This is a genomic window from Mesorhizobium sp. M2A.F.Ca.ET.046.03.2.1 (genome assembly GCF_003952425.1).
Lineage (GTDB): Bacteria > Pseudomonadota > Alphaproteobacteria > Rhizobiales > Rhizobiaceae > Mesorhizobium.
In genome coordinates this window covers 1,224,721-1,238,780 of record NZ_CP034449.1, presented here as the reverse complement: position 1 = coordinate 1,238,780, position 14,060 = coordinate 1,224,721, and the positions used below count along the sequence as shown (strand labels likewise).

The window sequence follows — 14,060 nt, the reverse complement described above, 5'->3', positions numbered from 1 at the left end:
TGCGATGCCCGCGTCCTCCAAGATCGGCGGCCTTCGGACGCAATTGCCCGCTAGAGACAAAGCCTTACGCGGTCGATGCAGGGCGGCGTGCGGCAATGCATCGGGCTCGGTGCCTTCCCGAGCCGGTGCCCGGCCAATACGCTCTTTTGATCGGTTCGGGTGACGAAATCGATGTGCGGCGCACTCGGTCTAGGTCAAGGCACCGCAGCCCTGCTCAAGCCAACAGGAATTCGGCAAAGACAGTCCGATTCGGTGCCTCCAAGCGAAATGGCATGGCGCTTGCTGTCACCCGTTAGAGCCCATCAACGCACGTAGAACAACAGAACCATGGCAAAACGCGAGCGCCCAAGGACCGTGCACATTTGCGCCGAACGTTTGCGTATCGCGAAGCGATGAACACCCCCTGCGTGCAACGCCCGAGCGGAAGGCCCTTCTGGCGTCAATGCGGGAGCGCAGCCTCGCCGATGTTGCAGCACGTCGAAACTGGAGACCCTGTTCATGACCGATTCGGCGACAGGCTTCATGGGCGGCGTTCTGCATGACCCGGAACAGCCAAATCAACGGGCGGGCCCCGCATGGGGTGCGGTCATTTCGCTTGCCTTGGGCACCTTCGGGCTTGTGACGGCAGAGTTTCTGCCTGCCAGCGTGCTGACGCCGCTCGCGCATGATCTCGGTATCACCGAGGGTGCAGCTGGACAGGCGCTGACAGCGACTGCAATCGTCGGTGCCGTCGCGGCGCCGATGATGGCCATCATCACAAATCGCCTGGACCGCAGGATCGTCATGTGGGCGATGACGCTGCTGCTGATCCTGTCGAACGTTCTGTCGGCCGTAGCGGGGTCGCTGCCGGTTCTCCTGACTGCCCGCGTCGTGCTCGGAATAGCGATTGGAGGCTTCTGGTCGATGTCGGCAGCGCTGGCGATGCGGCTCGTTCCAAGTGACCTCCTGCCGCGAGCCATGTCGATTATTCTCACCGGCGTTACCGTCGCTAACGTTTGCGCGGCTCCAATTGGCGCCTATGTCGGCGACATCTGGGGATGGCGAAGCGGCTTCATGCTCGCTGCAGTCGCAGGCGCCGCTACACTGGTAGTGCAACTCGTGACGCTTCCGAGGCTGCCTCCGATTGGAGCGGCCAGCTTTCGCAGTCTGCTGGATGTGGCCAGGACCCCGACCATCAAAGTCGCGATTTTGGTGGTCCTGCTGGCCGCTTCCGGGCACTTTGCCGCCTTCACCTATATCCGCGCCTTCCTTGAGGATGTTCCCGCGCTCGATATCGAGACAATCTCGCTCGTGTTGCTCGCCTTTGGCATCGGCGGCTTCTTCGGCAATCTAGCCGGCGGATTCTTGGCCGAGCACAGCCTCAAGGCAGTCGCGGCCCTGGCGCCCCTGATCATAACGACGGCCGCTGTCTCGCTGCTTACGCTGGGAGCATGGGCCTGGACCGCGGCGATTGCGGTTGCAGTATGGGGCTTCGCCTTCGGCGCGGTGCCGGTGGGACTGCAGACATGGATGGTGCTGCGCGCTGCTCCCGAGCAGGCGGAGAACGCCGGTGGGCTGATGGCCGCAACGTTCCAAGTGGCCATCGCAGCCGGCGCGGCTTTCGGCGGACTGCTCGTGGACACTGCCGGAGTGGCCAGTGTTTTTGCCTACAGCGCCGTAGCCTCGTTCCTCGCCGCCTTGACGGTGTTCTTGCTTGGCCCGAAGCGCGAACCCTAGACCGCTTGAAAGAGGCCGTCAGTGCAGTGCGGGGAAGATGCAAACACATCAGCCGCGCGGTCCGATCCTACGCACGATTTTTGGCGGTTGCAGGCTTGGTCTCTGCTAACGGCGGTATCTCAATCGCCGCCTGATCTTTCGGGAAGCACCCGGCTGCAGCGTCGGGAAATCAGCACCACACCTGGTCATGCAAAATCATCGAATCTCAGTCAGACCCGGTTTTTGCGGGTCGTTTGCACCCTACGAGGCGCTGAGTACCATCTGGACTTAGACCAGGAGCGCCCGCGACTTCACATGCGGGATGCCTCCTGCAACATTATCTGCCGCATCCAGGTGCTTGCCGGATCGCTGTTGTGAAGGGTGGGCCACTGGACGGCCTCGGTGAATGTGGGTAGTGGCCGCGGAAGTTCGACGATCCGCAGGGGGAAAGTCTTTTTGAAATGCTGAACCAGCCGGAATGGTATGGACGCTATACGAGATGTGCCTGAGACCATCGGCGGGATCATGCTGAAGGCCTGCACGATGATCTCCACACGTCTCTTCAGGCCATGCTCAAGCAAAAACCGTTCCTCGATGGAGGGCATCTGCGCACGGCCGAGCCTGAAGGCAACATGCCTCATCGACACGTACCTCTCGAATGTAATCTGCCCCGGCAGCTGCTTGTTCGTGGGGCAGCCTACGCACACGAATCTTTCGTCGAACAGCGGCGCTCTTGGATGCGCGCTCGACATGAACAATTCCGGAAGGATCAGGAAATCGACGTCACCGCGCCGGAGAAGGTCATCCGGATCGTCGTCGAGCGGCAGCAATTCGAAGCTGACGGCGGGTGCTTCGCGTGCAACACGCTCCACGACCTTTTCAAAAAACACGAGTGTGACGAAATCCGATGCCGTGATCCGGAAGCGGCGATCGGATTGAGCCGGTTTAAACGGCTCCCAAGAAATAATCGAGCACTGGATGTGCAGGAGTGCGCCGCGAACCGCGGGGGCGAGTGTTTCCGCACGTGGGGTTAGAACCCGTTCGCGGCCGCTCATCGTAAACAGTTCATCGTTGAAGTAATTACGCAGCCGGCCGACGGCGGCGCTCATGGCCGGCTGACTAAGGTTGATGCTGTTTGCCGCCGCCGTAAGGTTGCGCTCGGTCAGCAGCGCATCGAGCACGACGAGGAGGTTCAGATCAAGGCCTTTGAAACGCATGCCCTATCCGTCCGTAACGTGGTTGCTTGTCATCGCGACCATCGTGTGCGTTCGCGTACGGTCCAACTCAGAGGTGTTGTATCTCGACCTGCCGCCCACGCGTGTGGAGGACGTGCTCGTCGTGTTCATGCCGATTTCGCGGCAGATGAGCGAATGGCCGACATGAACAACAGTTGATCGGATAGGTCCGGAGCGATGAAAAGAATTTTTCACGTGGCTAGTTGCTTACAGATTGAGGTTTGAGCAGACTTGGGCGTGGCGTCGCTCCGACAACGGTGCGCGACACATATCCAAGGTCGCGCGCAATCTTTCGAATTGCCATCGCGATCAGGACGATGGCCACTCCAAGAACACCTGCGAACGCGATTCTGGTCGTGAGATTCCAGGCTTCCCCAAACTGTATAAAATCCGTGAGGCGAAACACGGCACCCTGAACCAGATAAAGCAGCAGCGTGCTCTGACCAAGCTCGACCGCGACAAAGCGAGCTATTCTGGTCGAATGGACATTTCTCCAGCATTGAAACATAAGCTGCACTGCCACTCCAGAAGCCGACACAGAGCCGGAAAACATCAGCAATACTTGCTTAGCTGACAGTTCATCATTGATGAACACGTGATTGTTGAAGGCGTAGGTCTGCTTATCCCACCATAGGAGGCATATGAGAGCTGCTATCGAGAGTAAAAATAAGAAAATTGATTTATTCGCCCAGATGATACTCTCCTGCCAGCCTTTAGATTGAGCAAAAAAGAACCCAAGACAATAAAATGGGTAAGTGTATCTTATCGACGGGATTATCGATGATGTGATGGGGGCGATTGCGATCGCAATTGCAGATGCGCCTATGATCCACATCGATAGACGATTGAAAGTTGTAAAAAACTTAACCAGGATGAACGAAATAAACGCAGCCCATATGAACCAGTATGTTCCAATGACCTCGGTTAACAGTCCCAAGAATCCATCAGTTACACTCTTCGGCGGAACCATCACGGTGGACTTTAGCGTCCAAATCAACGCACACCAGAAAAGCATTGGCAGCAGTAACTGGGTTGCTCGATCGCTGACCGCTTGAATGAACGGTTTTCGCAAAATTGCCCTGGAAGAGAGATAGCCGCTTATCGCCATAAAGAGAGGCATGTGAAATATGTATATCGACTTGTAATACGGCGACAGCCAAAAGGCGTCAGTGCCGCGGTAAATACAATATTGCAATAGGTGCCCAATTATCACCAAAGTAATGAGTATACCTTTGGCGAAATCAAAGCTTAGGTCTCGGTTGTTTACTCCTGCTCGGCGCGAGCCGCGTGCCTCCGCTCCGACTGTTATGTGATCAAGCATCAGACCTCAGCCTATCTATCGCAGTTGCTACTTGCCGCTTACGGGCACGGCGAGTGCGCCAGTTTCGGTGCAAAGGATCGAAATTGACGCGGATCGCGGGGTGGATTTGAGGGCCGACCGGGTGCAAGCGGACAAGTGCCTGATCGCAATCTCGACCGCAGTGGCGGTCGCGATCATGTGTGGCGACGCAGACGCCCGGCACTACGCCGTCTGTGCAGAACCTCTCAAGATGGTTCCGCGGCGCGTGCCGAACCGTGCCGAAGGCGAATGGAATGCCGAACTGCTGCAGCACCGGGCGCATGACGCGGATAGAATGGCTCATTCCGAGTCTCTCAAGATCCGGATGCACCGTGTACAATCCGAGTTCGCCTACCAAAAAATCAACCTCGCCAGCCGTGAGGAAACGGCGCAGCAGGTCCAAGTGAGCGGCTACGCCGTGCAGTGGCGTGATCGGTTGCATCTCAGGTGTCTATGCAGCGCCATGGAAGTTTGGTAAAATCGATTGTTTAGATCGCGAGCATCCACGCTATGGATAATTGAAAGCCATGCGCTTCAAGGGTCTTGATCTGAACCTCCTCGTCGTGCTCGACGCGCTGCTGACCCAGCGCAACCTCTCGGCGGCCGCAAACAGCATCAACCTAAGTCAGCCGGCCATGAGCGCGGCCGTCGCCCGGCTGCGCGATTATTTCAACGATGAACTGTTTACGATGAGCGGCCGCGAACGTGTTCTAACAGCGCGTGCGGAAACACTCGCCCCGGCAGTTCGCGGTGCACTCCTGAAAATCCAGTGCTCGATTATTTCCTGGGAGCCGTTTAACCCAGCTCAATCCGATCGCCGCTTCAGGATCGTTGTTTCCGATTTCGTCACACTTGTGTTTTTCGAAAAGGTCGTGGAGCGTGTTGCACGCGAAGCACCCGCCATCAGCTTCGAATTGCTGCCTCTCGACGACGAGCCCGATGAGCTTCTCCGGCGCGGCGACGTCGATTTTCTGATTTGTGCGGAATTTTCATGTCGAGCGCGCATCCAAGAGCGGCGCTGTTCGACGACACATTCGTATGCGTAGGCTGCCCCACGAACAAGCAGCTGCCAGGGAAGCTGACATTCGAGAGATACATGTCGATGAGGCACGTTGCGGTCAAGTTCGGGCGACTGCTGAAGCCCTCCATCGAGGAACGGTTCTTGCTTGAGCATGGCCTGAAGAGACGTATCGAGGTCGTCGTGCAGGCCTTCAGCATGATCCCGCCGATGGTTTCAGGCACAGCTCGTATAGGGAGCATGCCCTTCCGGCTGGTTAAATATTTCGAAAGAACCTTGCCCCTGCGGATCGTCGAACTGCCGCTGCCACTACCCACGTTCACTGAGGCCGTCCAATGGCCCGCCCTTCACAACAGCGATCCGGCAAGCATATGGATGCGGGAGGTATTGTTACAGGAGGCGTCTCGAATGACTTCTCTGCAGGACGCCAAAAGGCGTCGCAGGCACGCCTAATTTACTCCCGCGTCTTACGCCGCCACTCGCGTCAATAGTCCGTGTCGGACTAGATCAATGCTCGCTGCAAGTGAGCCTGCGAGGTCCTCCAGCGGGTCGGTTGCGTCGACAAAGGATGCCAATGAGAAGGGCCCCATAACCGCCATCAAGCAGGGCCCGGATCTGGCTGCCATTGTCGGAACCGGCTAGGACGCGATCCGGGTAAATCCAGTGAATTGGATCGTTCACTCTTGAAATGTGCACAAGACCGGTCAGGTCGCAGGAGAAGAACGTCTCCCCGGCGAGCGTGTGGTGGAACGTGTCGTGCACGAGGCGGAAGACTGACTGGCCATCAATCGCGGCAATGGCCTTAGCCGCTTCGTGCTTCGATCGAAGCGAGCAGGTTTGGAAGCCCAGCGGCTCGATGAGACCGATCAGACCGCGCGACTGGAGGATCGGCTTGAGCGCCTTCAAGGCGACGCGGAGATCGCCTCGGCGCTCGCCATTGGCAGGCCATGAGCCGTCGTTGACCGGCACTAACATGAGCATCTTGGCTCCGCAGGCCGCCGCATAATCGGCGAGCTTGCTCGCCTCGGCCTTGCGGGCGGGTGTCCACTCATTGAAGCGCTGCAGGGCATTGACGGAAATAATCCCAACGCCCGCCTCGGCGGCGGCAGACCGGACGTCTGCAGCGGGCATGCCGAGTGCAATATCGTTACCGCACAGCTGGCTGCGGATCTGGACATCGGTCAGGCCCTGGTCGCGGGCAAAAGCGAAAAGTGCCCTGACGTCAAGTCCGGGTGTCGCCATATGATCGAGTGCAAAGCGGGGCGATGCTTGGCCCATGGGCTGGTTTTCCTTCCATGAACGGGTTTCATTCTGGGCTGACATGGCTTTTACCGTGCGTTGATTCACGGCGAGTCAGTCGAACTCACGCTTGTCTAACTGTGGTGCCGCGCCTGCTGAGACATCGCCTGGTGCAATGACCGAAGCTGGTTCGCGGCCTTCCATCTGCTTCCGCAAGCTCACCCGCCTACACGGAGAGATGCCCAACCGATCGGATTCAAAGTTCAGCAGGAGGGTGCTTCGCGAGAGCCGAGGCCGACGCACAGCGCGACCATCGCGCCGCCCGACGCTTGCCTCAGGCGGCGGATCAACCCGGGACGCGCTGCCGCACCCTCTTGAATGCCGCTAGCCACGAAGGCAGCCCTGCGCCGTTGGTCGCGAAGGCACCTTGTGCTCGTCGCGGAAAGCGGTAGGGTCTACATCGCGAAACTCCTTGCGTTACCAGTCACATACCGGCAAGCTCGGCCTGCTGAAAACAGCCAGTCAGAAGCTATCGACGTGGTCCAGTTATGCTTGCACGTGATGCGCGCGCCTGGCTTGCTGCCGAAACGCTGTCTCGGGCATGCCCAGGTCATCACGACCTTCAACCTGCCCGTTGATCACGCAGGCCGGCAATTTACAGCTCCGCGAATTGTGCCATCGTGCTGTCGAACACGCGCTTTGCCATTTCATCGAGGCCCAGTTTGCGGTGGCGTGCCGACAGGATTTCTGTCCCGTAGACGCCTTTGTAACCAGCGGCCCGAATTTCTCGCAAGAACGCCGGGACATCGAGCTCTCCCTCACCGCAGAGTTCGCGATGATGGATGGTGTCTTCCCAAAGGTCGTCAACCGGCGGCACTTTCATGGCGTCGTCAACTTCTACCGCTTTGATAAAGCGGGTCGGGATCTTGCGGATATCGCTGAACGGAATCCCCCGCGTGCCAGATGCCAGATGTCGACAAGCAGGCCGCCGTTCGGTTGGTCTGCCTCGCTTACAATGGCAAGGCCAGTCTCGATCGTGCGAACGTTCGACCAAGGCATGATCTCCAACACGATATCTGCGCCATAGACCGCCGCCTCTTGGCACAGTTTTGCGAACTCAGCCGCCATAAGCGGGACATCCGCAGTCTGTTCGTGAAAACCGGGGCCGATCTTGATATCGCGCATACCGAGCTCTGCGGCGACATCGAACAACTGGCGGCGGAATTTATCCGACTCCTTCCGCTTCTCGTCGTTACGATACCAGTTCAACAAGAACTCGATTTCGAGATATTTCATCCCGTTTGCGTTGAGGATGCGCTTCATCTCGGCAAAGCCAATTTTGCTCTGCGTGGCTATCGTGTCCTCATAGTGAAGTCCGAAGCCTTTGAAGCCGGCTCGCGCTGCTGCCTCTACCCTGTCCTTGAATGGAAACGGGCTGATCTCGACAGGGCCGAGAGGATAAACGTCGCCCGAAAGGGCAAAATACGAGATCAGGAGTTCAACGTCTTGAGCCACGATGTTGCATCCTATCATTGAAATTTTGGCAGCCCCGTCCCGCCTGCCCAAGGGAATATCATGCCGAATTTAGAAAGAAAGGGAAGCGTTTAAGAAACACTTTTGCAGTTTTCGCAATAAGCGGTGTGGCGGGGGGTGGCCGGGGACTGCCGACGCCAGTGGCCGCCCGACACTAACCGCCTACTCCTCAGGCCTTTCTGTGGGCTTTTTGCGTTGGGAGCAACACTGTTTCCCTATCCATCGCCTTTATCCCACCTGATGGGAATGGCATGAATCTAGAGCCATCAAGGGAGGTAGATTGTGAATAAGCTGCACAGATCAATGCTCACCACGACGCTGCTCGTCTCAGCGGCTGCATTCGCGTCGCAATGTTATGCGGCCGAGAAAATGAAGCTCGGCCTCTCAATGCCTACGCTCAACACTCCGTTCTTCACCGTTCTGGTGAACGCAGCCACCGATGGGGCCACGTCGGTCGGTGGAGAGGTCGTGCAAACGACGAACGCAAACAGGGACGCGAGCCAGCAGGTAACGGATTTCCGCAACCTGATCAGTGCTGGCGCAAACGTGATCCTGGCCGGCGTCGTGGATCGCGCCGCCATCAAGCCAGCGCTCGACTACGCAAAGAGCCGCAAGGTTCCGGTGGTCATCGTCGACGATAAGCCTGCCGCCGGCGAGGTTTACGCCGTTGTGCGTGCCGACAATCTCGAGATGGGAGCGCGCGCAGCTGAAGCTCTCAAAGCCGCCATGGGCGACAAGAAAGGCACTGTTCTACAAATCACCGGAGCGCTGACGACCACCAACGGCCGCAATCGCAAGGACGGCTTCGACAAGGCGTTCAAAAAAGCCTCCGACGCAAAAATCATTGAACAGACCGCCAACTGGGACGGTCCGACAAGCGCGAACGTTGCGCTCACCGTCATGAGCGGCAATCCTGACATCGCCGGCATCTATCTGGCAACGGACACCCTCTACTATGATCCGGTTTCTTCGGCGCTGAAGTCCCGTGGCCGCCTCGTTCCGGCTGGCGAGTCGGGACACATCGCCATGGTTGCCATCGACGGCGGCTCGGGTGCCCTGAAGGCAATTCGCGCGGGTTTCCTGGACGCCACCATTTCTCAGCCTGTCGTGGACTACGCCAAGCACGGCGTCGAGTATCTCAATGCTGCACTCGAGGGAAAGCCGATGAAAGAAGGCCCGACCGATCACGGCAGCACGGTCGTGAGGGACGGCGCGTATTTCGTCGACGAACTGCCCTCGCCGATTATCACCAAAGCAAATGTCGACGACAAAACCCTCTGGGGCAACGCGAAGTAGTCATGGCCGCCCGCCCCGAATATTCGAATGCGTCGGCGGCGTCCGAGCAGATCGTCAAGATCGACGGCGCCGTCAAACGCTTCGGCGGGACCACCGCTCTCAATGGGTTGTCCATCGAGATTAGACGGGGCGAGTCGCATGGCCTGATCGGCCGCAATGGCGCGGGCAAGTCTACCCTCGTATCAGTCCTCACGGGCCTGAGGGCGATCGATTCCGGGACCTTCTTGCTGAATGGCTCAGCGCCGCCGGCGCTGAGCGATCGAAATGCGTGGCGCGAGGCGGTAGCCTGCGTCTATCAGCATCGAACTCTCGTTCCAGACCTCAGCGTCGCCGAGAATCTCTACCTTGGGCGCTACCAAGGCAAACGGATGATTTCCTGGCGCGCCTTGAACCGGGAAGCTGCAGCGGCCCTGGAGAGCTGGAACATTCCCATCCTCCCCACTACGCAGGTCAGAGACCTCGGCGTCGGGGAAGCGCAAATGGTGGAGATAGCGCGCGCCCTCAGCCAGGGGTCGCGGTTCGTTATCCTCGATGAACCGACTGCTCAGCTTATCACAAGCGAGATCGATCAGCTTATAACGCGGGTTAATGAACTTCGAGAGCGAGGGGTGACCTTCCTTTTTATCTCGCACCACTTGGATGAGGTGCCGCGCGTCTGTGACGCCGTGACTGTGCTCCGCAACGGTCGCGATGTTTTGCATGGAGACGCGCAAAAGCTCTCTACTGGCCAGATCGTGTCAGCCATGGTAGGGGATGAGGCGACCGGCATCGCTTTAACGGCCAGCGAGCACGTAGCGCGGCCGGCGCTCCCCCCCAAGACCCCTGTAGTGCTCAAGGCGCAAGTTAAGGTGGGCGCTTGCCAGGATGCCCTTGATCTCTCGCTCCGCGCTGGAGAGGTCGTCGGATTGGCCGGACATTCTGGCTCAGGTTCTCGCCATATGGCGCTCGCATTGGCGGGACACGTTTCGAGGTGGTCGGGCGAGATTGTGCTGAACGGTAAAACCGTTCCCAAGCCTTGGAATCCTGGGACAGCGGTCGCGCGAGGCATGGCGCTTTTGCCGGAGGATCGCATCAAAACCGGCCTCGTCGGCTCAATGTCCATCGAGGACAACATCACTCTACCGTCCCTCAAAGCATTTTCGAAACGCGTTCTCATTGACCGGCGGGCTCGCAAAAAATTTGCGGAAGACAATCGCGCAGATCTCGGAATTGTCTGTCATTCGATCAAGCAAGGCGTCGGAGAATTGAGTGGTGGCAACCAGCAAAAGGTGTTGCTGGGGTCGGCGCTCAGCAGCAACCCATCCGTGCTGATCCTCTTCCACCCAACCGCCGGCGTCGACATCGCCTCGAAGGCCACCATCCTCGAGATTGTCGAACGGCACCGTCGGGAGGGATTGGCCGTTGTCCTCGTCAGCGACGAACCCGAGGAACTTGCGTTCTGCGATCGTGTCCAAGTCTGGGTTCGCGGGCGAAAAGTCATCGAAAAAAGCGGGATGAGCGAGGAAGAGCTCGTGTCCGCAATGGAAGGGTTCCATCTGTCTCCGGAGTTACCATGACACACAACCCAATCGCAGGCGCGGTCGCGCCAAAAAGGGTTCTGAGCGATCTGCTCCAGCCGGAATGGGCAATCTTGCCGGTCCTGGTCGTCGTCATGATCGTCGGCGCCGCGCTGAACTCGTCTTTCCTGTCTTACGACAATTTTTATGGCGTGGTGCAGCAGGCCAGTGAGCTTGGGATTCTCACCATGGGCCTGACCGTGGTTCTCATCGCCGGCAAGTTCGACTTGTCGCTTGAATCCACTTTTGGGCTAGCGCCTATGGTCGGCGTCTATTGCCTTCTCGATGCAGGCGGTAGTGGCCTGAACCTCGCAGGCTCTCCGTTCCTGGCGCTTATCGCAATTTTCCTAACGGGCGCAGTGATCGGTGCATTCAACGGCATCTTGGTGGTCTATCTCAAGTTCAACGCCTTCATCGCCACCTTGGCCACCCTGATCCTGCTGCGCGGCATCAGCCTCGGGCTGACACGTGGCGAAACTCTTTCTGATTTGCCTCCGCTTCTGACATATCCCGGAGAAGCGACTGCTCTGGGAGCGCCGGTCTCCTTCTTGGTCGCCGTCGGCTTGCTGATCATTCTCACCGTATTCATGTCCCGGCACAGGATCGGGAGGATGCTCTACGCGGTTGGCGGCAACCCACAGGCAGCTCGGGTCGCAGGTATCCCGGTGGAGCGAATTCTGATGGGCGTATTCGTGGTAGCCGGCGTCCTCGCGGCGCTGGCAGGGTTGCTGCAGGCAGGACGAATTGCGTCAATCCCGTCATCTCTCGGACAGAACCTGATCTTCAATGCCTTCGCAGCCGCTGTCTTGGGCGGAGTAAGTTTGAACGGCGGGCGCGGTACCATCGCTGGCGCGTGTGGGGGTGTGCTTCTCCTTGTTCTGATCCAGGACGTGTTGGTCCTGTCCCAAGTCCCCGCATATTGGATCAATGCCACGACAGGCGGGATCATCCTCGTTGCGCTCTTCATCAGCAAAATAAGCGGAGCCGACAAGGCCAATTGAAACGGTCCACGGCACGACACGGGAGAAAAGACGATGCGTCTTAGGGACAAGGTGGCACTCATAACCGGCGGAGCACGAGGTATAGGCAAGGCTACTGTGGAGCTGTTTGAGAGGGAAGGCGCGAAGGTCCACGCATGCGATCTCAGTTTCGATGACGAACCCACCGGCAAGAGCGTGGTTCGACACAAGCTCGACGTTACAGAGTTTGAGAATTGGACTGCCGTCGTGGAAGCCATCATCGCTGAAGACGGCAGGATCGACATCCTTTTCAACAATGCGGGGACGGTTCTGTCCTACGAGGGGATCGCAGAGATCGCGATCGAGGACTGGAACAAAGTCATTGCCATCAATCAAACTGGCCCATTCTACGGAATGAAGGTCGTCATCCCTCACATGAAGGCAAATGGCGGCGGGTCAATTATCAACACGTCGTCGATCTGGGGAATTGCCGGAGCGGCAGGCGTGTCCGCCTATACCGCGTCCAAGGCCGCTGTCCGGCATATGAGTAAGAACGCGGCTCTGACCTATGTGGGCGACGGTATACGCGTCAATTCAATCCACCCGGGGATTATCAGCACGCCGATGATCGACGCCCAGGATTCGAGCATCACGGCGGCCATCGTCAATATCACACCCATGAAGCGGCTCGGGAGACCAGAAGAGATCGCCTACGGCGCATTGTTCCTGGCCAGTGACGAATCCAGCTTCATGACTGGCGCCGAGCTCGTCATTGATGGCGGCTACACTGCGCCATAGACCGATCGAAAACTCGGGAGATACAAGTTGCTCTTTGCCGTTCACTGCCTTGACCATGCAGATGCACTTCCGCGGCGTCTTGCAAATTACGACGCGCACAAGGCGTACCTTGCGAGCGGTTCCGTCGCGACCGTGATTTCCGGGCCGTTGGTCGCGCAGGACGGTGTGACCATGATTGGATCGCTCTTCGTTTTCTCGGCCAACGCTATCGACGACGTAAAGGCCTTTAACGCTGCAGATCCATTCGCTTCGGCCAATGTCTGGCAGAGCGTGAACATCCATCCCTTTCTGATGCGTGTGGACAACCGCCTCTGACGCGAAAGGAATGACAATGAAGACGTTCGTCTATAACGGCCAACCTGCTCGAGTGATCTTCGGCTCCGGCACGATCTCGACCCTGCCGGAAGAGGTCCAGCGGATGGGCCTGCAACGCGTTCTCGTGCTGGCGACCCCGCCGCAGGAGGCCGATGCCTTACGTCTTTCAGAGTCAATCGGGGAACGGGCTGCTGGTGTCTATGCAAAAGCAACAATGCATACGCCAGTTTCGGTCACGGAAGAGGCGATGCGCACGGTGGCCGATCTCAATATCGACGGGTTGGTTGCAGTTGGAGGTGGCTCAACCACGGGACTCGCCAAAGCAATCGCGCTGCGCACCGACTTGCCGCAGATCGTAGCCCCAACAACCTATGCTGGCTCGGAGATGACCCCGATCCTTGGTGAGACCAAAGACGGTGCGAAGATTACCCAATCGAGCCCGAAGGTCCTGCCAGAGGTTGTCATCTATGACGTGGAGCTCACGATGACACTTCCCGCCGCTATGTCTGGAACAAGCGGCATGAACGCGATTGCACACGCGGTTGAGGCCCTCTATGCCCGGGAAAGCAATCCGGTAATCAGCTTGATGGCGAAAGAAGCGATTGGTGCTCTCGCTGACGCTTTGCCGGTCATTGCGCTACGGCCGCAAGACCCAGAGGCGCGGTGGAAAGCGCTGTATGGCGCCTGGCTCTGTGGCATATGTCTTGGCTCGGTTGGAATGGCGTTGCATCACAAGCTCTGCCACACTTTGGGAGGCACCTTCGACCTGCCACATGCGGAGACCCACACGATCGTGTTGCCGCATGCGCTAGCCTACAACGCTCCTGCCATTCCGACGGTCGTCGACAATTTGCGTGCGATCCTGAAGGCCGATCCTGCGATGGCGCTCTATGACCTCGCCGGACAGATTGGGGCCAAACGTGCACTTTCGGACATCGGCATGCCGCAGAGCGGAATCGATATCGCAACCGACCGTGCGCTCGCAAATCCGTATTGGAATCCGCGCACCTTGGAGCGCGGTCCAATCAGGGAACTGATCGCCCGGGCCTATGCCGGAGAACCACCACAGGCTTGAAA

General features: G+C 58.4%; 12 protein-coding genes and 3 pseudogenes. 9 read left to right on the top strand and 6 right to left on the bottom strand.

Annotated elements, in window-relative coordinates; genetic code table 11:
- Positions 1-498 precede the first annotated feature (498 nt).
- Positions 499-1,716: an MFS transporter gene (locus tag EJ072_RS05990; protein WP_126078954.1), complete on the top strand. Its 1,218-nt coding sequence runs from the start codon at positions 499-501 to the stop codon at positions 1,714-1,716.
- Positions 1,717-2,006: 290 nt separating this feature from the next.
- Here EJ072_RS05990 and EJ072_RS05985 read toward each other — a convergent pair whose 3' ends face one another.
- The gene (locus EJ072_RS05985) at positions 2,007-2,912 is read right to left on the bottom strand and encodes a LysR family transcriptional regulator (protein WP_126078953.1); all 906 of its coding nucleotides are present in this window, start codon (positions 2,910-2,912) and stop codon (positions 2,007-2,009) included.
- On the opposite strand from EJ072_RS05985, the gene EJ072_RS36550 reads away from it, so the two are divergent.
- On the top strand, positions 2,824-3,078 hold the full coding sequence (locus tag EJ072_RS36550; protein WP_126078952.1) for a hypothetical protein: 255 nt from the start codon (positions 2,824-2,826) through the stop codon (positions 3,076-3,078). The genes EJ072_RS05985 and EJ072_RS36550 overlap by 89 nt on opposite strands.
- A 51-nt stretch (positions 3,079-3,129) precedes the next feature.
- Here the strand turns inward: EJ072_RS36550 and nolL are convergent, their stop codons facing one another.
- Positions 3,130-4,251: a nodulation factor fucose acetyltransferase NolL gene (gene nolL / locus EJ072_RS05975; protein WP_126078951.1), complete on the bottom strand. Its 1,122-nt coding sequence runs from the start codon at positions 4,249-4,251 to the stop codon at positions 3,130-3,132.
- A 178-nt stretch (positions 4,252-4,429) separates the two neighbouring features.
- Positions 4,430-4,687: pseudogene (locus EJ072_RS36545) on the bottom strand (acyltransferase); the annotation flags it as partial.
- A gap of 109 nt (positions 4,688-4,796) precedes the next feature.
- Between EJ072_RS36545 and EJ072_RS05965 the strand changes: the two are divergent.
- Positions 4,797-5,740 (top strand): annotated as a pseudogene (locus EJ072_RS05965) (LysR family transcriptional regulator).
- Positions 5,741-5,754: 14 nt separating this feature from the next.
- On the opposite strand, the pseudogene EJ072_RS05960 reads toward EJ072_RS05965, so the two are convergent.
- The 3 genes and pseudogenes from EJ072_RS05960 to EJ072_RS05950 all read right to left on the bottom strand — a co-directional run bounded on the left by EJ072_RS05960 (position 5,755) and on the right by EJ072_RS05950 (position 8,041).
- Positions 5,755-6,565: pseudogene (locus EJ072_RS05960) on the bottom strand (TIM barrel protein).
- A gap of 616 nt (positions 6,566-7,181) precedes the next feature.
- On the bottom strand, positions 7,182-7,409 hold the full coding sequence (locus EJ072_RS36320; protein WP_210211630.1) for a hypothetical protein: 228 nt from the start codon (positions 7,407-7,409) through the stop codon (positions 7,182-7,184).
- A gap of 14 nt (positions 7,410-7,423) precedes the next feature.
- Positions 7,424-8,041 carry a sugar phosphate isomerase/epimerase gene (locus tag EJ072_RS05950; RefSeq protein WP_210211629.1) on the bottom strand — a complete coding sequence of 206 codons (618 nt, stop codon included), beginning with the start codon at positions 8,039-8,041 and terminating at the stop codon, positions 7,424-7,426.
- 321 nt (positions 8,042-8,362) lie between these two features.
- Here EJ072_RS05950 and EJ072_RS05945 point away from each other — a divergent pair, with 321 nt between their 5' ends.
- Genes EJ072_RS05945 through EJ072_RS05920 form a run of 6 tightly spaced genes read left to right on the top strand, consistent with a single transcriptional unit; the run spans position 8,363 to position 14,058 of the window.
- A complete protein-coding gene (locus EJ072_RS05945) occupies positions 8,363-9,355 on the top strand; it encodes a sugar ABC transporter substrate-binding protein (RefSeq protein WP_126078949.1) in 993 nt (330 codons plus the stop codon).
- A 2-nt stretch (positions 9,356-9,357) separates the two neighbouring features.
- On the top strand, positions 9,358-10,911 hold the full coding sequence (locus EJ072_RS05940) for a sugar ABC transporter ATP-binding protein (protein ID WP_126078948.1): 1,554 nt from the start codon (positions 9,358-9,360) through the stop codon (positions 10,909-10,911).
- Positions 10,908-11,912, top strand: a complete 1,005-nt coding sequence (locus EJ072_RS05935; protein ID WP_095811598.1) for an ABC transporter permease — start codon at positions 10,908-10,910, stop codon at positions 11,910-11,912. The genes EJ072_RS05940 and EJ072_RS05935 overlap by 4 nt, the downstream gene beginning before the upstream one ends.
- 33 nt (positions 11,913-11,945) lie before the next feature.
- Complete coding sequence (locus EJ072_RS05930; protein WP_126078947.1) at positions 11,946-12,668, top strand: SDR family oxidoreductase; 723 nt, start codon at positions 11,946-11,948, stop codon at positions 12,666-12,668.
- A 27-nt stretch (positions 12,669-12,695) separates the two neighbouring features.
- On the top strand, positions 12,696-12,983 hold the full coding sequence (locus EJ072_RS05925) for a YciI family protein (RefSeq protein WP_095811600.1): 288 nt from the start codon (positions 12,696-12,698) through the stop codon (positions 12,981-12,983).
- Positions 12,984-12,999: 16 nt separating this feature from the next.
- Positions 13,000-14,058 carry a maleylacetate reductase gene (locus EJ072_RS05920; RefSeq protein ID WP_095811720.1) on the top strand — a complete coding sequence of 353 codons (1,059 nt, stop codon included), beginning with the start codon at positions 13,000-13,002 and terminating at the stop codon, positions 14,056-14,058.
- The last annotated feature ends 2 nt before the right edge of the window (positions 14,059-14,060 follow it).

Bases quoted from the DNA above. Each gene is read 5' to 3' on its own strand.
- EJ072_RS05945 (WP_126078949.1), top strand. From the start codon at position 8,363: ATGCTCACCACGACGCTGCTCGTCTCAGCGGCTGCATTCGCGTCGCAA.
- EJ072_RS05985 (WP_126078953.1), bottom strand. From the start codon at position 2,912: ATGCGTTTCAAAGGCCTTGATCTGAACCTCCTCGTCGTGCTCGATGCG.
- EJ072_RS36320 (WP_210211630.1), bottom strand. From the start codon at position 7,409: ATGAAAGTGCCGCCGGTTGACGACCTTTGGGAAGACACCATCCATCAT.
- EJ072_RS05935 (WP_095811598.1), top strand. From the start codon at position 10,908: ATGACACACAACCCAATCGCAGGCGCGGTCGCGCCAAAAAGGGTTCTG.
- nolL (WP_126078951.1), bottom strand. From the start codon at position 4,251: ATGCTTGATCACATAACAGTCGGAGCGGAGGCACGCGGCTCGCGCCGA.
- EJ072_RS36550 (WP_126078952.1), top strand. From the start codon at position 2,824: ATGCTGTTTGCCGCCGCCGTAAGGTTGCGCTCGGTCAGCAGCGCATCG.
- EJ072_RS05930 (WP_126078947.1), top strand. From the start codon at position 11,946: ATGCGTCTTAGGGACAAGGTGGCACTCATAACCGGCGGAGCACGAGGT.
- EJ072_RS05920 (WP_095811720.1), top strand. From the start codon at position 13,000: ATGAAGACGTTCGTCTATAACGGCCAACCTGCTCGAGTGATCTTCGGC.
- EJ072_RS05990 (WP_126078954.1), top strand. From the start codon at position 499: ATGACCGATTCGGCGACAGGCTTCATGGGCGGCGTTCTGCATGACCCG.
- EJ072_RS05940 (WP_126078948.1), top strand. From the start codon at position 9,358: ATGGCCGCCCGCCCCGAATATTCGAATGCGTCGGCGGCGTCCGAGCAG.